24 protein-coding genes are annotated in these 23,552 nt (G+C 42.1%); 7 read left to right on the top strand and 17 right to left on the bottom strand.

Annotation, left to right across the window (positions count from 1 at the left end):
* Positions 1 to 30: 30 nt before the first annotated feature.
* The 3 genes from pyc to AC623_RS05460 form a co-directional block, all read right to left on the bottom strand.
* Positions 31 to 3,468 carry a pyruvate carboxylase gene (pyc, locus tag AC623_RS05470; RefSeq protein WP_197090944.1) on the bottom strand — a complete coding sequence of 1,146 codons (3,438 nt, stop codon included), beginning with the start codon at positions 3,466 to 3,468 and terminating at the stop codon, positions 31 to 33.
* An 80-nt stretch (positions 3,469 to 3,548) separates the two neighbouring features.
* Positions 3,549 to 4,700, bottom strand: coding sequence for an FtsW/RodA/SpoVE family cell cycle protein (locus AC623_RS05465; RefSeq protein ID WP_049661322.1), 1,152 nt, complete (start codon positions 4,698 to 4,700; stop codon positions 3,549 to 3,551).
* Positions 4,701 to 4,802: 102 nt separating this feature from the next.
* Positions 4,803 to 5,084, bottom strand: a complete 282-nt coding sequence (locus AC623_RS05460; RefSeq protein WP_049661321.1) for a YlaN family protein — start codon at positions 5,082 to 5,084, stop codon at positions 4,803 to 4,805.
* Between the two features lie 161 nt (positions 5,085 to 5,245).
* On the opposite strand from AC623_RS05460, the gene AC623_RS05455 reads away from it, so the two are divergent.
* Positions 5,246 to 5,746 carry a hypothetical protein gene (locus AC623_RS05455; protein WP_049661319.1) on the top strand — a complete coding sequence of 167 codons (501 nt, stop codon included), beginning with the start codon at positions 5,246 to 5,248 and terminating at the stop codon, positions 5,744 to 5,746.
* Between the two features lie 81 nt (positions 5,747 to 5,827).
* Here the strand turns inward: AC623_RS05455 and AC623_RS05450 are convergent, their stop codons facing one another.
* Entirely contained in the window at positions 5,828 to 7,156 is a 1,329-nt protein-coding gene (locus tag AC623_RS05450) for a PhoH family protein (RefSeq protein ID WP_049661318.1), read from the bottom strand.
* A gap of 169 nt (positions 7,157 to 7,325) precedes the next feature.
* Here AC623_RS05450 and AC623_RS05445 point away from each other — a divergent pair, with 169 nt between their 5' ends.
* Entirely contained in the window at positions 7,326 to 7,928 is a 603-nt protein-coding gene (locus tag AC623_RS05445) for a YhcN/YlaJ family sporulation lipoprotein (RefSeq protein ID WP_049661316.1), read from the top strand.
* A 71-nt stretch (positions 7,929 to 7,999) separates the two neighbouring features.
* On the opposite strand, the gene AC623_RS05440 is transcribed toward AC623_RS05445, so the two are convergent.
* Positions 8,000 to 8,458: a pyridoxamine 5'-phosphate oxidase family protein gene (locus tag AC623_RS05440; RefSeq protein WP_049661315.1), complete on the bottom strand. Its 459-nt coding sequence runs from the start codon at positions 8,456 to 8,458 to the stop codon at positions 8,000 to 8,002.
* A gap of 136 nt (positions 8,459 to 8,594) precedes the next feature.
* On the opposite strand from AC623_RS05440, the gene AC623_RS05435 reads away from it, so the two are divergent.
* Positions 8,595 to 8,795 carry a YlaI family protein gene (locus tag AC623_RS05435; RefSeq protein ID WP_049666286.1) on the top strand — a complete coding sequence of 67 codons (201 nt, stop codon included), beginning with the start codon at positions 8,595 to 8,597 and terminating at the stop codon, positions 8,793 to 8,795.
* 93 nt (positions 8,796 to 8,888) lie between these two features.
* Here AC623_RS05435 and AC623_RS05430 read toward each other — a convergent pair whose 3' ends face one another.
* The gene (locus tag AC623_RS05430) at positions 8,889 to 9,200 is read right to left on the bottom strand and encodes a YlaH-like family protein (RefSeq protein WP_077247321.1); all 312 of its coding nucleotides are present in this window, start codon (positions 9,198 to 9,200) and stop codon (positions 8,889 to 8,891) included.
* 21 nt (positions 9,201 to 9,221) lie between these two features.
* Positions 9,222 to 11,057, bottom strand: coding sequence for a translational GTPase TypA (gene typA, locus AC623_RS05425; protein WP_049661312.1), 1,836 nt, complete (start codon positions 11,055 to 11,057; stop codon positions 9,222 to 9,224).
* 156 nt (positions 11,058 to 11,213) lie between these two features.
* Between typA and AC623_RS05420 the strand changes: the two genes are divergently transcribed.
* The gene (locus AC623_RS05420; protein ID WP_049661311.1) at positions 11,214 to 11,399 is read left to right on the top strand and encodes a YlaF family protein; all 186 of its coding nucleotides are present in this window, start codon (positions 11,214 to 11,216) and stop codon (positions 11,397 to 11,399) included.
* A gap of 204 nt (positions 11,400 to 11,603) precedes the next feature.
* On the opposite strand, the gene AC623_RS05415 is transcribed toward AC623_RS05420, so the two are convergent.
* Together AC623_RS05415 and AC623_RS05410 are read right to left on the bottom strand one after the other, a co-directional pair.
* On the bottom strand, positions 11,604 to 12,398 hold the full coding sequence (locus AC623_RS05415) for an inositol monophosphatase family protein (protein ID WP_049661309.1): 795 nt from the start codon (positions 12,396 to 12,398) through the stop codon (positions 11,604 to 11,606).
* Positions 12,399 to 12,560: 162 nt separating this feature from the next.
* Entirely contained in the window at positions 12,561 to 12,752 is a 192-nt protein-coding gene (locus AC623_RS05410; RefSeq protein WP_049661308.1) for a hypothetical protein, read from the bottom strand.
* Between the two features lie 162 nt (positions 12,753 to 12,914).
* Between AC623_RS05410 and AC623_RS05405 the strand changes: the two genes are divergently transcribed.
* Positions 12,915 to 13,535, top strand: coding sequence for a YktB family protein (locus AC623_RS05405; protein ID WP_049661306.1), 621 nt, complete (start codon positions 12,915 to 12,917; stop codon positions 13,533 to 13,535).
* A 72-nt stretch (positions 13,536 to 13,607) separates the two neighbouring features.
* Here AC623_RS05405 and AC623_RS05400 read toward each other — a convergent pair whose 3' ends face one another.
* Positions 13,608 to 13,880 carry a UPF0223 family protein gene (locus AC623_RS05400; protein WP_049661304.1) on the bottom strand — a complete coding sequence of 91 codons (273 nt, stop codon included), beginning with the start codon at positions 13,878 to 13,880 and terminating at the stop codon, positions 13,608 to 13,610.
* 138 nt (positions 13,881 to 14,018) lie between these two features.
* Here AC623_RS05400 and AC623_RS05395 point away from each other — a divergent pair, with 138 nt between their 5' ends.
* A complete protein-coding gene (locus tag AC623_RS05395; protein ID WP_049661301.1) occupies positions 14,019 to 15,488 on the top strand; it encodes an aminotransferase class I/II-fold pyridoxal phosphate-dependent enzyme in 1,470 nt (489 codons plus the stop codon).
* 63 nt (positions 15,489 to 15,551) lie between these two features.
* On the opposite strand, the gene AC623_RS20920 is transcribed toward AC623_RS05395, so the two are convergent.
* Positions 15,552 to 15,677, bottom strand: a complete 126-nt coding sequence (locus AC623_RS20920; protein WP_442853526.1) for a GapA-binding peptide SR1P — start codon at positions 15,675 to 15,677, stop codon at positions 15,552 to 15,554.
* 316 nt (positions 15,678 to 15,993) lie between these two features.
* On the opposite strand from AC623_RS20920, the gene AC623_RS05390 reads away from it, so the two are divergent.
* On the top strand, positions 15,994 to 16,848 hold the full coding sequence (locus AC623_RS05390; RefSeq protein WP_049661300.1) for a protein-glutamine gamma-glutamyltransferase: 855 nt from the start codon (positions 15,994 to 15,996) through the stop codon (positions 16,846 to 16,848).
* A gap of 76 nt (positions 16,849 to 16,924) precedes the next feature.
* Here AC623_RS05390 and AC623_RS05385 read toward each other — a convergent pair whose 3' ends face one another.
* The 6 genes from AC623_RS05385 to pdhA form a co-directional block, all read right to left on the bottom strand.
* Complete coding sequence (locus AC623_RS05385; RefSeq protein ID WP_049661299.1) at positions 16,925 to 17,722, bottom strand: polysaccharide deacetylase family protein; 798 nt, start codon at positions 17,720 to 17,722, stop codon at positions 16,925 to 16,927.
* A gap of 42 nt (positions 17,723 to 17,764) precedes the next feature.
* The gene (locus tag AC623_RS05380; RefSeq protein ID WP_049661296.1) at positions 17,765 to 18,025 is read right to left on the bottom strand and encodes a hypothetical protein; all 261 of its coding nucleotides are present in this window, start codon (positions 18,023 to 18,025) and stop codon (positions 17,765 to 17,767) included.
* 144 nt (positions 18,026 to 18,169) lie between these two features.
* Positions 18,170 to 19,579, bottom strand: a complete 1,410-nt coding sequence (gene lpdA, locus AC623_RS05375; RefSeq protein WP_049661295.1) for a dihydrolipoyl dehydrogenase — start codon at positions 19,577 to 19,579, stop codon at positions 18,170 to 18,172.
* A 4-nt stretch (positions 19,580 to 19,583) separates the two neighbouring features.
* A complete protein-coding gene (locus AC623_RS05370; protein ID WP_049661294.1) occupies positions 19,584 to 20,939 on the bottom strand; it encodes a dihydrolipoamide acetyltransferase family protein in 1,356 nt (451 codons plus the stop codon).
* 115 nt (positions 20,940 to 21,054) lie between these two features.
* Complete coding sequence (locus tag AC623_RS05365) at positions 21,055 to 22,032, bottom strand: alpha-ketoacid dehydrogenase subunit beta (protein WP_049661292.1); 978 nt, start codon at positions 22,030 to 22,032, stop codon at positions 21,055 to 21,057.
* 3 nt (positions 22,033 to 22,035) lie between these two features.
* Positions 22,036 to 23,148, bottom strand: a complete 1,113-nt coding sequence (gene pdhA / locus AC623_RS05360) for a pyruvate dehydrogenase (acetyl-transferring) E1 component subunit alpha (RefSeq protein ID WP_049661290.1) — start codon at positions 23,146 to 23,148, stop codon at positions 22,036 to 22,038.
* Between the last annotated feature and the right edge of the window lie 404 nt (positions 23,149 to 23,552).

Genomic DNA, 23,552 nt, shown 5'->3' with positions numbered 1-23,552 from the left:
AAAAGAAGCAGGCAAAAGCCTGCTTCTTTTTTATCTTTCCAACTCAACAAGCAGATCTCCTGTAGAGATGGCTTCTCCATTTTGAACGTGGATATTTGTCACCGTGCCGGAAAAAGGCGCCTGAACCGTCGTTTCCATTTTCATCGCTTCGGTGATCATTAAATGATCTCCCTGGACGACTTTTTCCCCTTTTTCAACGAGCACTTTAATGACCGTCCCTGGCATCGTCGCCGCCAGATGGCTTTCATTTTTCGGATCGGCTTTGATTTTCGAGGCCACGGAAGACTTGATGCTTTCGTCTTTAATGACCACTTCACGAGGCTGGCCGTTTAATTCAAAATAGACCACCCGTGTGCCGTCTGTCTGGGCCTGTCCGATCGATACCAGCTTCACAATCAACGTTTTTCCGGTTTCAATCTCGATTTCAATTTCTTCCCCGAGTCTCATCCCGTATAGGAACGTCGGTGTGTCCAGCACGGAAACGTCTCCAAATTGATCAATCGTTTTCACATAGTCCATAAATACTTTTGGATACAACGCATACGCGATGACATCATGATCCGTTACTTTTCCTTCCATCTCTTGCTGAAGCTCTTCCCGCAGCGCGTTGAAATCAACCTCTTTCAATAGCTCGCCTGGACGAACCGTGAGCGGTTCTTTTCCTTTTAGGATGACCTTTTGCAGCTGTTTCGGAAACCCGCCGTACGGCTGGCCCAAATAGCCTTCAAACAGCTCGATAACGGAATCCGGGAAGTCGATTTTAGCGCCTCTTTCCAGCACTTCTTCTTCCGTCAGGTCATTTTGCACCATAAAGAGTGCCATGTCGCCTACGACTTTGGAAGACGGCGTTACTTTGACGATATCCCCGAACATCATGTTCACCCGGCTGTACATGTCTTTCACTTCTTCCCAGCGTTCGCCAAGCCCGACGGCTTTTGCCTGCTGCTGGAGGTTGCTGTACTGGCCGCCCGGCATTTCATGCTCATAAATTTCTGTATGCGGCGCCTTCATACCGCTTTCAAAGTCTTGATAATAATGACGGACGCCTTCCCAATAGCGGGACAGCTGTTCAAGCGCTTCTACCCGGACAGATGGCTCGCGCTCCGTGCCTTTTAATGCATAACAAAGGGTGCTGGCACTCGGCTGAGACGTCAAGCCCGCCATGGAGCTGACCGCTACATCGACGATATCCACCCCGGCTTCAATCGCTTTCGCATACATGTAAACGCCATTTCCGCTCGTATCGTGAGTATGCAAGTGGATCGGCAGATCGACCGTCGCTTTTAATTCCGAAATTAACCGGTACGCTGCCTGCGGCTTTAACAAGCCGGCCATATCTTTAATGCCAAGAATGTGGGCCCCCTGCTGTTCGAGTTCTTTCGCCATGTCTTTATAATACTGAATGTTGTATTTTGGACGGGCTGGATCATCAATATCCCCGGTGTAACAAATCGTTGCCTCGGCAATCTTGCCCGTTTGGCGAACGGCATCAATCGCGGTTTCCATCCCTTTAATCCAGTTTAAGCTGTCAAAAATCCGGAACACATCAATGCCCGAAGCGGCTGATTGATCTACGAACTCCCGGATCACGTTATCCGGATAGTTGGTATAGCCAACAGCATTTGATGCTCGAAGGAGCATTTGGAACAAAACGTTCGGCACTTTTTCCCGTAAGGCTGCTAACCGCTCCCACGGATCTTCTTTTAAGAAACGGTACGAGACATCAAACGTGGCACCGCCCCACATTTCTAAAGAGAAAGCTTCTGGCAGCAGCTTCGCCGTCGGCTCGGCGATCTGAAGAAGATCGTGAGTCCGCACACGGGTAGCGAGCAGCGACTGATGGGCATCCCGGAAGGTTGTATCCGTTAAGAGGACCTCTGACCGGGATTTCACCCACTCCACCAAACCATCCGCGCCTCTTTCGTCTAAAATTTGTTTCGTGCCGGAGGCAGCTGCCTCTAAACGGTTCACATTCGGAACGGGAGGCGGATCAAAAAGCGGCTTTTTCTTTTTCTCAATGCCCGGGAAGCCATTGATCGTGACATTGCCAATATAATTCAGCATTTTCGTTCCGCGGTCTTTGCTTTTCGGAAAGTCGAATAATTCCGGCGTCGTATCAATAAATGAAGTATCATAATTTCCGGTAATAAAGTTTTCATGCCGCATGACATTTTCAAGGAACGGAATATTCGTCTTAATGCCCCGAATCCGAAATTCCTTTAAATTCCGCAGCATCTTCGAAGCGGCCTGTTCAAAGGTGAGCGCTTGTGTGGAGACTTTCACAAGCAGCGAGTCATAGTAAGGTGTAATGATGGATCCTTGGAAGCCGTTTCCTGCATCCAAGCGGACCCCAAAACCGCCGCCGGAGCGATATGCCATGATTTTGCCCGTATCCGGCATGAAGTCATTCAGCGGGTCCTCCGTTGTCACACGGGACTGGATCGCATAGCCATGAATCGTAATGTCTTTTTGTGCGGGAATGCCGACTGTTTCGCTATGTAACGAGTGGCCTTCTGCAATTAAAATTTGGGATTGGACAATATCAATGCCCGTGATCATTTCCGTAATGGTATGCTCTACCTGGACACGCGGGTTCACTTCAATAAAATAGAATTGATCGCCCGCTACAAGGAATTCGACGGTCCCTGCATTTAAGTAGTCCACGTTTTTCATGAGCTTGACAGCTGCTTCACAAATGTCATTGCGCAAATCTTCAGGCAACGACACGCATGGTGCGACTTCTACGACTTTTTGATGGCGGCGCTGTACAGAACAGTCCCGTTCGTATAAGTGAACAATATCCCCTTGGTGGTCACCAAGAATCTGCACTTCAATATGTTTCGGATTCTGGACAAACTTTTCTACATATACTTCGCTATTGCCAAACGCTGCTTTCGCTTCTGACTTGGCCCGCTCGTATGCTTCTTTTACTTCTTCGACATTATGGACAATCCGCATGCCGCGGCCGCCGCCGCCGAGCGCTGCTTTGATCATGAGCGGAAAGCCGTGCTCCCGGCCAAATGCTACCACTTCTTCTAAGCTGTCAACAGGGCCGTCTGTCCCTGGAATAACCGGAATGTCCGCCCGCTGCGCCTGGATTCTCGCTTTGACTTTATCTCCAAACATATCTAAATGCTGGGAAGTAGGACCGATAAAAATAATGCCTTCTTCCTCACAGCGTTTAGCAAATTCGATATTTTCTGATAAAAAACCATACCCTGGGTGAATCGCATCAACTTCTGCCTGTTTAGCAATCTCGATAATGTTTTCAATATCAAGATAAGCGTCAATCGGCTTCTTGCCTTTCCCCACAAGATAGGCTTCGTCCGCTTTGTAACGGTGATAGGACCCTGAATCTTCCTTAGAGTAAATCGCTACTGTCCGGATATGGAGCTCCGTACAGGCACGAAATACGCGAATGGCAATTTCTCCCCTGTTAGCAACCAGCACTTTACTGATTTTTCGCATTTTCATCTCTCCCCTGTTGTACGAGTAAATATATATAAAAAGGTTCAGTTAACTGAACCTTTTTATGACTAAAGTAAGCATTACTTTTTGTACAGCTGTTCATATTTGGCAAACATAGAGATGTTAACAAGAATGCCAAGCGAAATAGCTAACAAAATGAGTGACGATCCTCCATAGCTAATGAACGGCAATGGAACCCCCGTGATTGGAATTACCCCTGTTACCCCGCCAAGGTTAATAGCTGATTGAATAGCAATCATGCTTGCAATCCCGACAGCCATCATCGTTCCAAACGGATCTCGACACTTGATCGCAATGTAAATGCCTCTTAAAACAATAAAGCATAGGCCTCCTACTACAATCGTGACTCCAAAGACACCTAGTTCTTCTGAAATAACCGAGATGATAAAATCTGTGTGCGGCTCTGGTAAATACCCCAACTTTTGCACGCTTTGTCCTAATCCTCTTCCTAAAACACCGCCTGAACCAATGGCTAGGTAGGAATTTACGAGTTGATATCCATCGCCTTCTTGATGTTCAAAAGGATCCAGATAGCCATTGATGCGGCTCATCTTTCCTTCCGTGAAAATGTCGTCTTTTTTATAAAGAATAAGCGGCGATAAAATTAAAGCAGCCATCATGCCAAGAACGACAAGTTTCCACATACTTTTAAATTTCATACCGGAAGAAATAATAATCGTACAGCCAATAAGAAAGATAATAAATGCTGTACCAAAGTCCGGCTCACTAGCGATGATCATACATAAAAAAACTAGTAAGATAACCGGCGGCGTAACCCCTTTATTGAATGAGTTAATATATTTTTGCTTTTTAGCATAGATAGCTGACATATAAATAATAATCACAAGCTTAGCAAATTCTGACGGTTGAAGTGAAAAACCTCCAATACGAATCCAGCTTCTTGCGTTATTTGAAATCGTTCCATAAAAAGATAGAATACCTAAAAGAGCAACAATACCTGCTACCATAAAAAATAAAAATTTACTATTTTTATAAGCCTTATACGGAAAGATAGCCGCTGCGATGAAGAAAAAAGAGGCTATCATAATATGAATCTTTTGCTTGTTGTAAAAGTAATCGCTTGCTACTTCATAGCGTTGTACTGCTGTTACAGAGCTGGCACTGTAAACCATCATCAACCCAAACAAGCAAAGCAGAAAGAAAGCTGCTATGAGTGAGTAGTCGTATGATCTAATTATTTTTTTCCACATATTAATCTTCCTATCTCTTACATCTCAGTGCAAGCTAAATTTGGATCATTTTATGTAAAAAAAACTCAAACATCGATATAAGGTGTTTGAGTTTTTTGCCGTTTATTTTCGAGTAGACGCTTCATGGAGAGCTGATAATTCCCGTTCAAGCGAATCAATCAGTTCCTTTCCATCTTTTTCATCGACCAATCCTAAACGAATCGCAAAATCTATTTCACGGGATAAGCCAAACATCTGGGTGTCCAGCACCTCTTCATACAGAGGACACTGGGGCATCGTTAAGTTGTCCATTTGAACTTTTATGAGCCGCAAGATCTTTCCCGCATCTGCTTCTAATAGAGAGTAGGCTTTTTCCCTGTGATTGACTTTTAATTCAGATGCCATATCTAACTCCCCCTGTTCAGCGCAATAAATTGACTGTATCTTATAAAATTTTATCGTTAATTTGACTAATTTGCAAGGGATTTCGAATTTATCCCCTGACAAGAGAAGGTTCTAGCGTTATAATCTATTTGGAACATCAAATTAACTAAGGGGGAACCCCTATGAATACAACAATGTCTATTAAAGGAAACGTTAAGTTTCCCATCACTTTAGATTCAGGAGTTTGGATCTTTGATGACCGTCGCATTGACTTGGATACATACTTTGATATCGAGGAAGACAACAGCTTACATGCAGACGAGGAATATACAAAGAATGTATCTAAGTTTTGGGATAAAGAAATCCGTGAGGGAGCTGTATTCCCACCGACTATTAAATCTGAGAAAAAATATGAAAAGGAAAAAGTACTAACCGGTACATTTGGCATCCCTTTTGAGCCATTTTTAAAAAATGCCGAGCCCGCCGCAGATGCTCAATCTCTCGTGATTGAAACAATGGCTGAAGAGATCACACTGCCCCTAGAGAAAGCTAGCGAAATCATCCTCGCTTTCTCCAAAAAAGGTAAGCCTCTTCGTGAAGATGGGCCCGTCCACGTTCTTTTCAAAGATGGATCAAATCGGGAAAACCCGATTAAACACGTTGCCTCATTCCGAGTTGAATAGGCTCATCCCTTTCATAAGCCGAACAGCCAGACACCTTTAACGCAAACAAGGTGTCTGGCTTTTTTCTTGAATTAGGTCTTATTACAATATATCAGCCGCTAACTGAGCAAGCCCTGACCGCTCGCCTTTCAGCAATTTAATATGCCCCGCAACAGTCTGGTCTTTAAATTTTTCAATAGCGTATGTTAATCCGTTATTGTATTCATCTAAATACGGGTGATCAATTTGGGCTGTATCTCCCATTAACACAATCTTGCTCCGTTCCCCCACTCTCGTGAGAATCGTTTTTACTTCATGCTTCGTTAAATTTTGTGCTTCATCAATGATAATATATTGTTCAGGAATGCTTCTTCCTCGTATATAAGTAAGAGCTTCAACTTCCACCGAGTGAAGTCCCGCTAGAATTTGGTCAATCTCCCCCGGCTTTTTCGTATTAAATAAGTACTCTAAATTATCATAAATTGGCTGGACCCACGGACGCAATTTTTCTTGCTTTTCGCCGGGCAAATAACCAAGATCTTTTCCGACCGGAACAATCGGGCGGGCGACAAGCAATTTTTTAAAGAGCTGCAAATCTTCTGTTTGCAAAAGCCCCGCCGCAAGTGCAATGAGTGTCTTCCCTGTCCCTGCTTTTCCTGCCATGGTTACAAGCGGAATATCGGGTCTCATTAAAAGTTCAATAGCCATCATTTGTTGGACATTTCTTGGCTTAATTCCCCAAATGATCTCTTCATTATATAAAAGCTTTTTCAAGCATTTCCCACGCGTATCTACTATACCAACCGCAGATGCGGAACTGCCAAGCGCGTCTTTTAATACGAGGAATTGATTCGGATAAAAAGGATGATGGGCAATTTCTGAAAGTGGAAGCTCCCCTTTTTGATAAAACAAGTCAAGCGCTTGTTTGGATACATATATTTTCAAAAAGCCTTTATAGATATCACTCATTTCAATAACACGGTCGCTTAAGAAGTCCTCTGCCTGTAATCCGAGTGCATCAGCCTTTACTCGTACAAGTGTATCCTTGCTTACCAAAATGACCGCATGGCCGTCCGCTTTCGCTTCTTCCTCAAGAGATAAATTCTTGGCTACCGCTAAGATACGGTTATCATTCGTATTCTCAACAAATATATCTTGAAGCTTTTGAAAAGAACGGTGATTCAGTTCAATTCTTAAACTTCCTCCGTTCTCTAATTTAACCCCCTCATGCAGCTTTCCGGTTTCCCGCATCTTATCGATTAACTTTGACACAAGCCTGGCGTTTCTTCCGATTTCATCCATATATCGTTTCTTTGAATCCAATTCTTCGAGTACTACTGCTGGGATGACAACTTCATTTTCTTCGAAAGAAAAAATAGCGTATGGATCCTGCAACAAGACATTGGTATCCAGCACATAAATTTTACTCAACGATACGCCTCCTGCTTTGTTCATCTTTTTTTATTATATGAGAATAAATGGTGCTGCGTTCAACGATTGAGCAAAGGCTGTTAAAAATATATGCCTGCATGAATAAGATTAGAAGAGAATCGCAAAATATAGAGAGCCGTCTTATCCATCAATTAAAGAGGTGACAAGCATGAAACGGATTCTCCCCTTCCTAGCGATCTTTCTTCTTTTTGGCTGCGCTCAAAAAGAAGGCGCAGGGGTAAATACAACAAGAAACACGAACGATGAAACGCCTTATAAGGCACAAGTAAATAATAGTGAACCAAGTAACAGAGAACGTATTTCCATGAGAGAAGCTTCCCGCCGACTTGCAGCTACGGCACGTACGATGCCGGGAGTGAACGACGCAACAGCTGTAGCTTGGGGACGATACGCGATCGTCGGGATTGACGTAGATGCCGATTTAGATCGTTCAGAGGTTGGTTCAATCAAGTATACAGTCGCTGAAGGTCTCAAACACCAGCCATACGGAGCAGAGTCTATTGTCGTAGCAGACCCTGACTTATATGCTCGTCTAAAAGAAGTTGGCCAAGATATCGAAAATGGCCGGCCACTGCAAGGTCTTGCTAACGAATTGGCCGATATTACTGGCCGGGCCATGCCTGAATTCCCTGGCCATTTAATAGAACCAGATCGCACCAAACCAACAGAACAGCCAAAGAAAAACTTATCCCCATCTGAATCCCATAATTTAGAAAAACAGCAGGAAGAACAATCAAATCATCAAAAATAAAATGGAGCATCTAAATAAAAACAGATGATCAAGTCCATATACCTATTTTTAAAAAGGAGGCTACCTATACATCAGCCTCCTTTTCTCAATGCTTCTAACACTTGACGATCCAGATTTTTAGCTGCTTGTTCATCATATGTTTTTTCATGCTTTGGTTCCGAAGTAATTTTTGACCCGTAAAACATCACATCCCGAATCTCCGTTACATGAATTTCGATGATCGCTGTTTGTACAGATACATCAGCCGCTCTTTCAGTGAGGATTCTTCCGATACCAGATATCGAGTAAGCAGATTCATTTGCCAATAAGTGAATCGCTACTGCAGGGTTATGCTTCAAGTTTTCTACCATGCGCGACCGGCTGTGGACGGCAATGCGCAGCAGTTTCTCATCCAATGCCCGTATCCAAGAAATGGCGTGAATAGCAGGGTTCCCGGATTCCCCATCAATCGTCGCAATCGTAACAAGACGATCCTCCTGCAAAGCTTCAAACAAAGCCGGTATTAAGTAAGTCTCTACTCTGTTAGCCAAATTCATCCCCTCCTTCTGTCTTTATTATACATAATCGAACGAGACCTGCCGAATTTGTAACTCTCCTTTTTCTCTATGAGGAGACGCTATCCGATGATCCATGATATAATTGACAAAAAAGCTGGAGGTAGCTGAAGTGAGAGCTAAATGTATTTTATGCGAAAAAATCGAAAAAATTGATGATCAGCTCCCCATTGCCAAACGGTTAAGAAACAGACCAATTCATACGTATATGTGCGCTGATTGCAATGAAAGAATCGCTGAAAAAACAAAAGAGCGAATTGCTACCGGCAAGTTTCATATTTATCGTTCAGGCAAGGAGCAGGAAATTTTATAGCTGCAGATTTTAACACAAACAACTAAAAAGAACCGCTTAAGTAAACGGCACCTCTATTATGAAATAGAGGTGCCATTCATCTAGGCGGTTCTTTTAATTTTGATTCTCTTCCTTATGCATCTTGAGCCTGAATTTATATACACCGAGTACAAGCGCGGCTACAATCAAACTCTCTACAACAGGCAGCTGATAAGACAGGATAAGCAAAAGCAGCGACCCGACAATGAGTGATACATAGACAACAATGTTTTTTCCTAAAGATAATTTCTTAGCAAAGCCGAGGTTGTAGACAAGAACACAAAGCAGTATAATGGCCAGCCAATAAATTCTTACCGCCCAATAGGCTCCTCCAACTCCCTTAATTAAGGCTCCTAGCAGCGGGCTGACGTGTTCTAATCCTTCCACTCCCTATCTCTCCCTTACAAGTTAAATTTCTTCATATTTCTTCTTTTTGGCTGCCCGCTCCCGTTCATTTTTATCAAGAATTTTTTTGCGTAAACGAATAGACTGTGGTGTTAACTCGCAGTATTCATCATCATTTAAATACTCAAGTGCTTCTTCAAGCGACATAATGCGCGGTTTTTTCATCGTTGTCGTTTGATCTTTTGTGGCAGATCGCACGTTCGTTGCTTGTTTCACTTTTGTAATATTCACTGTCAAATCATTTTCACGCGTATGCTCCCCAACAATCATGCCGCCATAAATTTCTGTTCCAGGCTCGACGAAAATCGTTCCACGGTCTTCTACTTGCATAATTCCGTACTGAGAAGCTTTTCCGGTTTCTATAGACACAAGCACACCTTGACGGCGGCCGCCTACACGTCCTGGCTGCATTGGTTGGTAGCTGTCAAATGTATGATTAATAATTCCGTAACCACGGGTCATCGTCAAGAATTCCGTAGTGTAGCCAATTAATCCACGGGCAGGAACCATGAAGATCAAACGTACTTGGCCGTTTCCATTATTAATCATATCAAGCATTTCACCTTTACGCGAGCCTAATGATTCAATAATAGCTCCTGTGTACTCTTCAGGCACGTCAATTTGTACACGTTCCACTGGTTCACAACGTACTCCATCGATTTCTTTCACAATAACCTGTGGTTTAGAAACTTGAATTTCAAAACCTTCACGCCGCATATTTTCTAACAAAATCGATAAATGCAATTCACCGCGTCCGGAAACAATCCAGGCATCCGGCGAATCGGTATCCTCTACCCGAAGACTTACATCTGTTTCTAACTGAGCTTCAAGACGCTCTTGGATTTTTCTCGCTGTTACAAACTTTCCTTCACGACCGGCAAACGGACTATTATTCACGAGGAAAGTCATTTGTAAAGTCGGCTCGTCAATATGGAGAATCGGAAGGGCCTCTTGATAATCAACTGGACATACCGTTTCACCAACGTTAATGTCCTCCATTCCAGAAACGGCAATTAAGTCCCCCGCGCTCGCTTCTTGAATCTCAATTCTCTTTAGTCCCATGAAACCAAATAGCTTCGTTACACGAAATTGTTTAACTGTTCCATCTACTTTCATTAACGCTACTTGTTCGCCGACTTTGATCGTGCCGCGGAATACACGTCCGATCCCGATACGGCCAACGTAGTCATTATAATCAAGCAGGGCGACTTGGAATTGAAGCGGTTCGCTGCTATTATCAATTGGTGCAGGAATATGCTCAACGATAGCATCAAACAAAGATTCCATATTCTCATCCTGCTTGTCAGGAGTTGCACTGGCTGTTCCGTTAATACCAGAAGCGTAAATAACCGGAAATTCAAGCTGTTCATCATTCGCATCAAGCTCGATAAAAAGCTCAAGCACCTCATCTACTACTTCTTCTGGACGCGCGAAATCACGGTCAATCTTGTTCACCACAACGATTGGACGCAGATTTTGTTCAAGGGCTTTTTTCAACACGAACCTTGTTTGCGGCATACATCCTTCGTAAGCATCTACAACAAGTAAAACCCCGTCAACCATTTTCATAATACGCTCTACTTCACCGCCAAAATCCGCATGTCCTGGCGTGTCAAGAATGTTGATTTTTGTATCTTTATATTGAATGGCTGTATTTTTGGCTAAGATGGTAATACCACGTTCTCTTTCGATATCACCTGAATCCATCGCCCGTTCCTCTACATGCTCATTGCTTCTGAAGCTCCCTGATTGTTTGAGCAGCTGATCAACGAGAGTCGTTTTCCCGTGGTCAACGTGAGCGATGATCGCAATGTTTCTTAAATCATTTCTTGTATTCAAATTAGTTCCTCCTGACTAATAAAAAACCTCAAATCCATAAAAGTCGCTTTTGTAACTGGATTATTATATCATAAGTTGGATTGAAATTCTAATTGATATTAAAGGTTTCTCTGTCTTTAAAAATCTTGTACAATAGAAAAAAAGGAGGCTCTTGTTGTGAAAGAAATTAAGTGGATTTTTGTACTCTTTGCTGTTGCTGCTGCAGCCTGCATGATTGGCATGGGAATTGCTATAGGAGAGCAAAGTATATTAGGCCTTATTTTATGTATTGTAGCTCTTATTGCTGTTATGGGATTCGGTTTCTCTACAAAAGCAAAAATGAGAAGAGCCGGAAAGCTATAGATCAAACTCACAATATGACGATTGTTTTTCCATATATGTTTACAATGCCCTTAGGCTGATTGAAATCTAGGCTCCAAACCCAACGAAGAGCAGAAGAACCAACAGCCCTAAGCAACATGGTCAGGCGAGCAAGCCAGAAAGTGAGTGCTTGTCAACAGCCTGAATCAAAAAAGGATGCGAATGTGTTCGCATCCTTTTTCATTTTCACTTTCTTACTAAAAAATCGTTTAATATTTGGCCATGAAGGACAGGAGCCCCAGCAAAAATGCTGTTCGTTTTCAGCAGATCCAATTCTTCTCCTGCTAAATTCGTCATAATGCCTCCCACTTCTTCTACTAAAATCTTTCCAGCAGCGAAATCCCACGGAGACAGCCTCATGGATAAATAACAATCTAACCGGCCTGATGCCACATAAGCAAGCTCGATTGCAGCCGAGCCGTATGAACGGGTACCTCTTGCTCTTATCGCTAAGTCGACTAGCTTCTTTTCATCAAAATATTTGTTTTTTACCAGCCATGTAGCATTAACCGCAACGAGTGCTTTTTCTAGCCTAACCTCGGTTAAGGAAGGTAGCCTCACCCCGTTCATGTACGCCCCTTTCCCCCGTTCAGCATAGTATAATTCATCATGAGTCACGTCATAAACATAGCCTAGGCGCCCGACTCCATTTTCATAAATGCCAATCGAAATAGCAAAATGGCGCTGCTGATGAACAAAATTCATCGTTCCATCGATAGGATCAATCATCCATACAATTCCTTTAAGTGAAGTAAGGTCATCTCCCTGCCCTTCTTCTCCTAATATACTATGGCCAGGATATGCCGCTCGAATATTAGAAATAAAAAACCGCTCTGTTTCTTCATCAATATTCGTTACTAAATCATTGGGATTTGATTTTGTGTGAATGCTTAGGGAGTGTTTAAAAGATTCACGAATAGAAGCTCCTGCTTCCATAATCCACGTCTTTACTTGCTGATCTATTTCCGTCCAATTTGCCATAACTATTCCTCCACCGTGGAAAATTATGTAACGTCCATCCATCTACATCAAATTATAGTATATCTATCTCTTTTTGCAAAATAAAAACGGCCCCGCTCAATATCGACAGCGAGCCCGTTCTTTATTCATCGTTCGTGTCTATCCCTTTCTTATCATTCTTCATTACGCTTCCATTTTCAGCATTTGTTCACGCAGAATATTGAGCCTTTCTTTCGATCTCTTCATCTGGTCATCATTCTTTTCCTTCATTGCTTCATAAAGTACCGCTAATTCATAATCCAATTCTAAACGGATAACAGCCAATTTCTCCTTTGATGGCGTTTGTGTATACATTCCATTCATTACTTGTTTCATTCGTGAGCACTCCTTTTATTTTTCTGATTTTGGAATTATGGGAAACCTTAATCTCTCATTGAATGGGGCTAGTTTGCTTTATTTGTTTCTACTGCATAGTATTTCTATTTACATATTTTTTTATGATAAACTATCCTCAAGTAAGAATTGGGAGGATACTTTATGAACTTTAATGGCTTTACTCAAGCTGATTTCGATGTTTTCCGAATCGACGGTTTAGATGAAAGGATGACCGCTTTGAAAGCATTGATTCGGCCGAAATTAGAATTTTTAGGGGATCATTTCGCCGGGGAGCTAAGCGTTTTAGCAGGAAATGAAATGTTTCCACATGTAGCTAAGCATGCCCGCCGGACAGTGAATCCGCCAAATGATACATGGGTTGCCTTTGCTGATAACAAACGCGGGTACAAAAAACACTCTCACTTTCAAATCGGATTATGGGAATCGCATTTGTTTATTTGGTATGCCGTAATAGATGAAGCTCCGAATAAAGCGGCTATTGGTTCTCTCTTCGAGGAAAAGATACCTTATTTACGAAAAAACATTCCCAGCGAGTTCCTTTGGTCCGATGATCATAGAAAACCGGAAGCGACCAAGATGAAAGATTTGTCTGATGAGCAATTACTTCATTTGTTCCAGCGCCTCCAATCCGTAAAAAAGTCGGAAATTCTTTGTGGTATCCACTTACCGAGAGAAAAAGCCATCCAGCTAAATGGTCCCGATTTAGTGGCGTTTATTTATGATGCGTTTGTAAAATTAATACCCCTATATAAATTGTCTTAAACAAAATAGCCCTTCCAAAATATACTTTTGGAAGGGCTATTTTGTTTGGCTCTTTTCTGTTGTCCTGCTGTTTTATTTCATTTTTATTTTTTCACCAACAGCGGCAGACTTCATCTGCTGTATCGCACGATAAGAAGAGTATCCACTTACTTCTTCAAATTCATTGCATAGCCGCTTTTCCTCTGATTTGCTCGGCACAATTTCTTTGAATCGCCGGTAAATGGCCATTAATTCCTCCTTATTGACTCCAGCTTCATATGCTCGCTCAATCGCTTCAAAAAATTTAATGACATCAATAACTTCTTCTGTTGACCAGTCTGGCGAAAAAGGGTATGAGTATTCCATCCGTTGTCCTCCTCTTTTCATTCTGATTGCATATTACTTCGTATGCTAGGCAAAGCTTTATGAACATGCTATAATTTCTTGTGTTTCTAAAGCTCTTGCACAAATAGATACGTTATAATAAATGAGGTGAAATGTAAATTGTCACAATTTGATACACCATTGTTCACCGGCTTAAAGGCCCATGCAGCAAAAAATCCGGTACAATTTCATATTCCAGGCCACAAAAAAGGCAGCGGAATGGACCCTGAGTTTCGCCAATTCATTGGAGAAAATGCTCTTTCTATCGATTTAATTAATATATTGCCGCTCGATGACCTCCATCATCCTCAAGGTATGATCCAGCAGGCTCAAGATTTGGCGGCAGAGGCATTTGGAGCAGATCATACATTTTTCTCTGTTCAAGGCACAAGTGGAGCCATCATGGCGATGGTTATGACGGTCTGCGGACCTGGAGATAAAATTATTGTGCCCCGAAACGTCCACAAGTCTGTCATGACAGCCATTGTCTTTTCTGGTGCAGTACCAATTTTTATCCACCCTGAAATCGACCCAGAACTTGGGATTTCCCATGGCATTACGACGGATGCCGTTAGCCGGGCATTAAACGAACATCCAGATGCTAAAGGATTGCTCGTTATTAATCCAACCTATTTTGGTATTTCCGGCGATTTAAAACAAATTGTTGAAATCGCTCATTCATTTAATGTACCTGTTCTTGTTGATGAAGCACATGGTGTTCATATTCACTTTCACGATGAACTGCCAATGTCTGCAATGCAAGCAGGAGCAGACATGGCAGCAACGAGTGTGCATAAGCTTGGCGGCTCTTTAACTCAAAGTTCCGTTTTAAATATGAAAGAGGGACTAATTTCACCAAAGCGCGTGCAAACTATTTTAAGTATGTTAACAACAACTTCTACCTCTTACCTATTACTTGCTTCTCTTGACGCAGCAAGAAGACGTCTTGCCATCGAGGGAGAGAAATTAATCGGGGAAGCTATTTCACTTGCCCGTTCTATGCGTGAACAAATTAATGAAATTCCGAACCTCTGCTGTGTAGGCTCAGAAATACTCGGTTCGAAAGCGACGTATGACTACGATCCGACTAAACTAATTATTTCTGTAAAACAATTAGGCATGACAGGGCATGAAGCAGAAAATTGGCTAAGAGAAAATTATAATATTGAAGTAGAGCTTTCAGACTTATATAACATTCTCTGTATTGTGACACCAGGAGATACCGAAAGAGAGGCTGACCTTTTAATCCGCGCTCTTGCCCACATGGCAGATGTGTTCGAAGGAACGGAAGCAAAACTTCATAACGAAGTGCTCCTCCCGGATATTCCACTATTGGCGTTATCACCGCGAGATGCTTTTTACGCTGATACAGAAATTGTGCCATTCGAAGAATCAACAGGCCGAATTATTGCTGAATTCGTCATGGTATATCCGCCAGGCATTCCAATTTTTATTCCTGGAGAAATTGTTACCGAAGAGAACCTCCTATACATTCAGAAAAATCAAGAAGCCGGATTGCCGGTCCAAGGCCCAGAAGACTTTGAATTGAAGACATTAAGAGTGATCAAAGAACGAAAAGCGATTATATAATCTAACAAGAAACCCGGAAGCAGCCGCTTCCGGGTTTCTTGTATCTGTCATATGTTTATTTAATCAGTCGTCCAACTCAGTTTCTTCTTCACAGCCGCAATATGAATAAGCAACAGAAACTTTTTCGTCCTCAAAATACTCGATTGTGTTCATACATGATTTACAAATAATTGTGCCCACATTACACATCCCTTTCCAATGATTTGTAAACGTTTTTATTATTTAATAATATAATAATATAACATAATTAGATTTTCAAGCTCTTATTGTATGACACATTTACCCTTTTTATAAAAATTTGAGTTATCTTTCTTAAAGAAGAAAACAACCATTGTAAAATTTCGAGGAATATCACTAGGATAAAATGTAAGGCTTACTATCATTTCTTAACTCCGAATAAATGAGAATACACTTTAGTTGTTTTGTCCAAATACATATTCAAACAGAATGAAAATACATTAGTTAAGAGTATATAAAATTACTTATATCCGAAATGAGGGAGAGTATGATACAGCTAGCAGGAGTCCCTTTTCAACAAAGCAGTATGTGGCCAATCGGCAGAGTCGAAGACATCATTGTTCAACGTATGAATAAAACTCCCGTTGTGTATTCCTACGACTCTATTGAGGAGTTAATCTTTGAGGTTACGTTACGAAAAAATATTATAGCCAGTGCACGAATGATGAACGAAGGAAATGCGCGATTTGAAACGTTTGAAAAGTCCCGTTGCAACCCGCAATACTGGCAATTAACGAGAATCGGCGGCTTCCGGCTGAAACCTAATGTCCCCCCGTCCGAGGCGATCGAAGATATTTTTGAGAATAGCTCTATGTACGCATTTGAATGTGCAACTGCAAAAATGATTATCTACTATCATGCCGTTCTAAATAGTCTCGGTAAATATGTGTTTAATCGCTTATTCCAAAACCTCTATTTATACAGCTGGCATTTTGATCCTGATCTCGGCATTCACACGGTTGAGACAAATTATTTCTTGCCCGGAGATGTTGTTTATTTTGATAATCCTGACTTTGATCCTGCCACCTCCTGGTGGAGAGGAGAAAATGCGGTTGTTCTTGAAGACGGGACCTATTTCGGACACGGAATAGGAATAGAGACCGCCCAACAAATCATTGTACATTTAAATAGAAGAAGAAAGCCCGGAGGTTATCAATCAGCCTATCTAAAAAATTCAGCTGCACGACTAGATTTTAAACATTTGGCAAAACTCTCGGTCTTAACAAGAAGTTACTTGACTTATAAGCCGCGCCACTTTGTCATACGCCATAATAAGAGTTCCATTTCATTTAAGCAGTATGTTTTTTATTTATATAAGGTTTACACTCAAATGCACAGTTAAACCCATTCTCCGTATGGAGAATGGGTTTAGTTATTTGGAGATAGAGTGTCACCGTCAAGGCCGACTGCGCTTCCCTTCATTTTGTTTGAATCGTCTTCGGGTCAATAATTTCATACCCTTTCCCACGAATTCCGCTCACGATATCACTTAAAGCTTCTTTTGTCCATTGTCTGTCGTGCATTAATAAATTGGCGCCGTTGATGAGGAAGGGTGTATTCACCATTACATCGGATAAGCTTTCCTTCTTCTGATATTCCTTCTCCCAATCGTACCCGTATGTCCAATTCATAGGGATCATTTTTTCTTCTAAAATAACCTGTTTAGAAAAATCTGTGTAATGTCCAAACGGAGCGCGGAAAAAGACAGGACGCTTCCCTGTGATTTTTTCCACTATTTTATTTACCTTTAAAATTTCTTCCTTCTGCTCCGCCTCTGGCAAGCTCTTTAAATCTTTGTGAGAATAAGTGTGATTGCCGATCTCAAACCCCATTTGAGCTATTTCCTCTAACATTCTTTTGTTGTTATCTTCCTCTAAAAACTTTCCATTGACGAAGAAAATAGCGGAAGCTTTTTCTTTTTTAAGTATTTTGGCCATTTCTAACGCATACCTTTCAGGCGCATCATCAATCGTGAGCAACACTGCTGCAGGGTTGGCTTTTCCAATGGGTTCCATCGACCAATTCTTCTGGTTCACTCGATAAAGAGGAGCCTTTCTTTCTTTATCAGCCAGCCTGTCGCCTTCCCCCTTATCCGTCTGTTGATTTAATGCTTTCTTTTCCTCTGGAGGAGCTGTCTCTTCTTTTTGTTCCTGAACGCCTTGATTACTGCATCCGATCAAAAGCAAGAGCGTACATAAAATGGTTAGTTTTCTCATCCTTTCCCTTCTTTCCACTTGTTTCTTCCAGTGTAACAAAGCTCAAAAGGAAGTAGAAAAGATATGAAACAGCTGATCAACAGCCAGCTTGCCTGTCCAATAAAAGATCAAAGTAGAAACTGTCATAAAAAAACCTTTTCGCTGTGAATGCAGTATTTTTTCAGCCGCTGTCATGCAAAGGTAGAAAAAAACAATAAATAAAAGTCCTCGAAACGTTTTTGAATCCCCATTTGACAGCCAGGCTGCCAGTGTATAAAAGCTCCAAATCATTAAGTGAAAGATAAACACAATATAATAACTCATAGCTCCTCCGCCCATTCTTTTTGTTTGCTACTTTAGTTTATGGCTGCGGAGGATGATTCTTAACCAAATCCAGCTAAAAAATAGACTTTATCTACACTCTCAAAAAAATAGAACTGCCCTCTTTGGGCAGTTCTATTTTAGTTATTATTTTACAATATGGATAGGTGTGCCAAGAGCTACTTCAGCAGCTTCCATAGCAATTTCACCTAATGTTGGATGGGCATGGATGGTCATCGCAATATCCTCTGCTGTCATGCCTGCTTCAATAGCAAGTCCAAGTTCAGCAATCATGTCAGATGCGCCAGATCCAGCAATTTGCGCACCAACAAGCAATCCGTCTTCCTTGCGTGTAACAAGCTTAACAAAGCCGTCTGTGCTGTTAAGTGCTAATGCACGGCCGTTAGCTGCAAACGGGAATTTCGCTGCGATTACTTCGATTCCCTCTTCTTTCGCTTCTGCCTCTGTGTAGCCGACAACTGCTAATTCAGGCTCAGTGAAGCACACAGCTGGGATGGCCATGTAATCAATTTCAGAACGCTCGCCTGCTATAGCTTCTGCTGCTACTTTTCCTTCATAAGAAGCTTTATGAGCCAATGGAGGACCTTGTACAATATCTCCAATAGCATAAATGTTAGATACGCTTGTACGGCACTGTTTATCAATTTCAATTAAGCCGCGGTCTGTGATTTTCACGCCAGCCTGCTCAAGGCCTAATTCTTGTGTATTTGGCTTACGGCCAACCGTAACAAGTACATAATCCGCTTCGACTTTTTCTTCTTTGCCGTCTACTTCATAAGTAACCGTTACGCCGTTTTCTGTTTCCTCAGCAGCTTTTGCCATTGCCTTCGTAACAATTTTCACGCCTTTTTTCTTCAAGTTACGTTTAACAAGAGCAGACATTTGCTTTTCAAAACCATTTAAGATTTCGCTGGCACCTTCAAGAATCGTTACTTCTGTTCCGAAGTTTGCATAAGCTGTAGATAACTCAGCGCCAATATATCCGCCGCCAACTACTACCATTTTAGCTGGAACTTCTTTCAGTGCTAAAGCGCCTGTTGAGTTGATAACCCGCTCAGAAAATTTAAAGTTAGGAATTTCGATTGGATGAGACCCTGTTGCGACAATTGCATTTTTAAATTTATATGTTTGTGCAGAATTTTCATCCATTACACGAAGTGTATTCGCATCAACAAAGTAAGCTTCACCACGAACAATTTCCACTTTGTTTCCTTTTAAAAGTCCTTCTACTCCGCCAGTAAGCTTGTTCACAACACTAGCTTTCCATTCTTGAACTTTGTCAAAGTTAACTGTAACGTTTTCAGCTACAATTCCGATATCATCTGAATGTTTAGCTTGCTCATAACGATGAGCAGCTGTAATTAATGCCTTAGAAGGAATACAACCAACGTTTAAGCAGACACCGCCTAGTTCTCCTTTTTCAACGATGGTTACTTTTTGTCCAAGCTGCGCAGCACGGATTGCTGCTACATATCCACCTGGTCCTGCTCCAACGACAATCGTATCTGTTTCGATTGCGAAATCTCCTACTACCATTGCATTACGCCTCCATTAATAAAAGTTCTGGATCATTTAATAAACGCTTAATGTGGTTAAGCGCATTTTGAGCTGTAGCACCGTCGATCATTCGATGGTCAAAGCTCAATGATAATGCTAACACAGGTGCGGCTATAATTTCACCATTTTTTACGATTGGTTTTTCTGCAATTCGACCAATGCCCAAAATAGCTACTTCCGGATGGTTAATAACCGGTGTGAACCATTGACCGCCAGCAGAGCCGATGTTTGTAATCGTGCAAGATGCGCCCTTCATTTCCGCTGGAGAAAGCTTGCCATCGCGTGCTTTATTTGCCAATTCATTAATTTCATTTGAGATGGCAAACATTGATTTGCGGTCCGCATTTTTTACAACTGGAACGAGAAGACCCTTGTCTGTATCTGCAGCGATCCCAATATTGTAGTAATGCTTATGAATAATTTCGTCCGTATTATCGTCAAGTGATGTGTTTAAAGCTGGATATTCGCGAAGGGCACTTGTTAATGCTTTTACCACATAAGGAAGGAAAGTTAACTTAATACCTTTTTCTTCAGCGACAGCTTTGAATTTTTTACGATGTGCCCAAAGTTTAGTTACCTCTACTTCATCCATCAACGTAACGTGCGGTGCTGTATGCTTAGAATTTACCATAGCCTTAGCGATGGCTTTGCGGATACCGCTCATTTTTTCGCGAGTTTCTGGGAATTCCCCTTCTGGAATAACAGGTGCGGCTGCACTTTCTGCTTTCTGTGCTGCTGGCTCCACAGCTGTTTCTTCCTGTTTAGCCGCTGGCTCTTCTGCTTTCTGACCTCCTGCCATAAAGCTGTCAACGTCTTCTTTTAGTACGCGGCCATTCTTCCCTGAACCAGCTACTTGACGAATATCCACTCCATTATCACGCGCATATTTACGAACAGACGGCATAGCTATAATACGGCGGTTTGGATCAACGTTCGTTTCTTGAACCGCCGGCTGTTCACCTGCTCCTGTTGCTCCTTCCGCCTTCTGCATAGGCGCCTCTTCTTTTTTGACGTCCTGGCCTGCTTCGGCTGTTGATTGTACTTGCGCCTCAGTTTTCTCTTCGCCGTCTCCATGCCCTTTAAACTGTAGATCTTCATAGCCTGGAGCATCAATTCTAACAAGCACATCTCCTACGACAGCCACTGTTCCTTCGCTCACTAAAACCTCTTCTACCGTTCCTGTAACAGGAGAAGGAATTTCGACAACTGCTTTATCATTTTGCACTTCACAGAGGATATCATCCTCTTCAATTTTGTCGCCTGGCTTTACGAACCATTTTACGATTTCGCCTTCATGAATACCTTCACCGATATCCGGTAATCTAAATTCAAATGCCAAAGTCTTCACCCTCCTAATGTAAAAGTTCATCTTCTTAAACAAGCCGTATATTAGGAGAGATCTCAGACCTATTCAACATAAGCCTGAGACCGCCTGCCTTATACTCTGCTTATTATTAAAACTCGAGTACTTTTTTCGCTGTTTCAATAACGTCCTTAAAGTTTGGAAGCCAAACAGGCTCTGCTTGCGAGAATGGGTACACTGTATCTGGAGCCGCTACACGCAATACCGGGGCATCCAGGCTCAAAATAGCGCGCTCATTAATTTCTGCTACCACGTTAGCCGCGATTCCCGCTTGCTTTTGAGCTTCCTGAACAACAATCGCACGTCCTGTTTTTTCTACGGAAGCAATAATCGTGTCTATATCTAATGGTTGAATTGTACGAAGGTCAATCACTTCTACGGAGTGGCCTTCTTTCTCCAACTCTTCTGCCGCCTTAATGGACTCATGAACCATTGCACCATAAGTAATGATAGAAAGGTCTGTTCCTTCACGTTTTACTTCTGCTTTTCCAAGAGGGATCGTATATTCTTCTTCCGGCACTTCTTGACGGAAAGAACGATATAATTTCATATGCTCAAGGAAAATAACTGGGTCATTGTCACGAATTGCAGAGATTAACAATCCTTTTGCATCATATGGTGAAGATGGGATAACGACTTTCAAGCCTGGCTGCTGAGCAACAAGTCCTTCTAAGCTGTCCGCATGCAGTTCTGGTGTATACACACCACCGCCAAACGGAGAGCGGATCGTTACCGGTGCAGAATAGCTGCCGCCCGAACGATAACGGAGACGGGCTAATTGACCACTGATAGAATCCATTACTTCATACACGAAACCAAAAAATTGAATTTCAGGAACCGGACGGAATCCTTCGAGAGCAAGTCCCACAGCAAGCCCGCCGATTCCGGATTCAGCAAGCGGTGTATCAAATACACGGTCTTCACCAAATTCTTTTTGGAGACCTTCCGTCGCCCGGAAAACCCCCCCATTCACTCCAACGTCTTCCCCAAAGACCAATACATTTTCATCGTTCTTTAGTTCTGTGCGCAGAGCGTCCGTAATAGCTTGGATCATTGTCATTTGCGCCATGGCTTACTTCGACTCCTTCTCTTTGTAAATTTCATATTGCTCTTTTAAATTCGCAGGCATTTCTTCGTACATATGAGCCATTAAATCCGTCACCTTTTGCTTCGGTGTTTCGTCTGCTTTTTTAATTGCCTGTTTAATCTCTTCTTTTGCCCGTTCAATGACAGCTGTTTCCTTCTCTTCATTCCATAACCCTTTACCCTCAAGGTACTTACGGAAACGAACAAGCGGATCTTTCTTTTCCCATTCATTGTCCATGTCGCTTGTACGATAACGCGTTGGATCGTCTCCTGCCATCGTATGCGGACCATAACGGTAACACATTGTTTCAATTAGAGTTGGACCTTCTCCATTTAGAGCACGCTCACGAGCTTGATGAGTAACCGCATATACAGCTAACGGATCCATTCCGTCTACTAATACACTCGGCAGGCCAGCTGCTACTCCTTTTTGAGCAATTGTTTTGGCCGCTGTTTGTTTTTCACGCGGTGTTGAAATGGCGAACTGGTTATTTTGCACAATGAAAATGGCAGGAGCATTAAATGCACCGGCAAAGTTAATTCCTTCATAGAAATCCCCCTGTGAAGAACCACCGTCTCCTGTGTATGTAACCGCTACCGCTTTTTTGCCGCGTTTTTTCAAACCAAGTGCTACACCGGCATTTTGAATGTATTGTGCTCCGATAATAATCTGTGGCGCTAATACATTTAAGCCCTCAGGTACTTGGTTTCCATGATAATGGCCACGCGAGAATAAAAAGGCTTGATATAAAGGAAGGCCATGCCAAACGATTTGTGGAACATCACGATAACCTGGCAAAATCCAATCTTCTTTTTCCAAAGCAAAGTGAGAAGCAATTTGAGAAGCTTCCTGTCCTGCTGTTGGTGCGTAGAAACCTAAGCGTCCTTGACGGTTTAAAGAGATAGAACGCTGGTCAAGAATACGCGTATACACCATACGAGTCATTAACTCTTCCAACTGTTCATCTGTTAATTCAGGCATTGCCTCTTCATTAACGATCTCGCCCTCTTCGTTTAAAATCTGAACCATTGTAAATTGGTCTTCAATCAATTCAAGTGTCTTTTTTGCATCGAATTGTGCCTTCTTTTTAGCACTCATGAAAGCCACCTATCCTTTCTTTTTTGTTGTGCGTAATCTTCCTACCTTAATAAGCCATCCTTCGGTCTTCTGCCTTGCACATGTTCTCCAGATGGAGTGATTTATCTTCAGCTCTGTACTACTATACACATCATATACACTAGTACAATCACTTGTTTACAGACATAAGTCTATAATAATGATTGGCCGAAAGTCAAATAAAATTAGCCTATCTAAAAGGGAGTTGTTGATTTCCCTCAATTCCCTTCATTAAAACTGTATTACTCCACGAAACGCATCTGTACTATAAAAAAACTAATTTCTCTCAACTGTTATAGAGTAGTTTTGCACCGGGTAAATTTCCCTTTCTTGAATACATGTATATCCTTTCCCTTTGAAAAAGAAAAAAACCGGGTATTTTAGGT

This window comes from Bacillus sp. FJAT-27231, assembly GCF_001183975.1.
GTDB classification, from domain to species: domain Bacteria; phylum Bacillota; class Bacilli; order Bacillales; family Domibacillaceae; genus Pseudobacillus; species Pseudobacillus wudalianchiensis.
The sequence above is the reverse complement of the archived record's forward strand: the minus strand, read 5'-3'. Positions and strand labels throughout refer to the sequence as shown.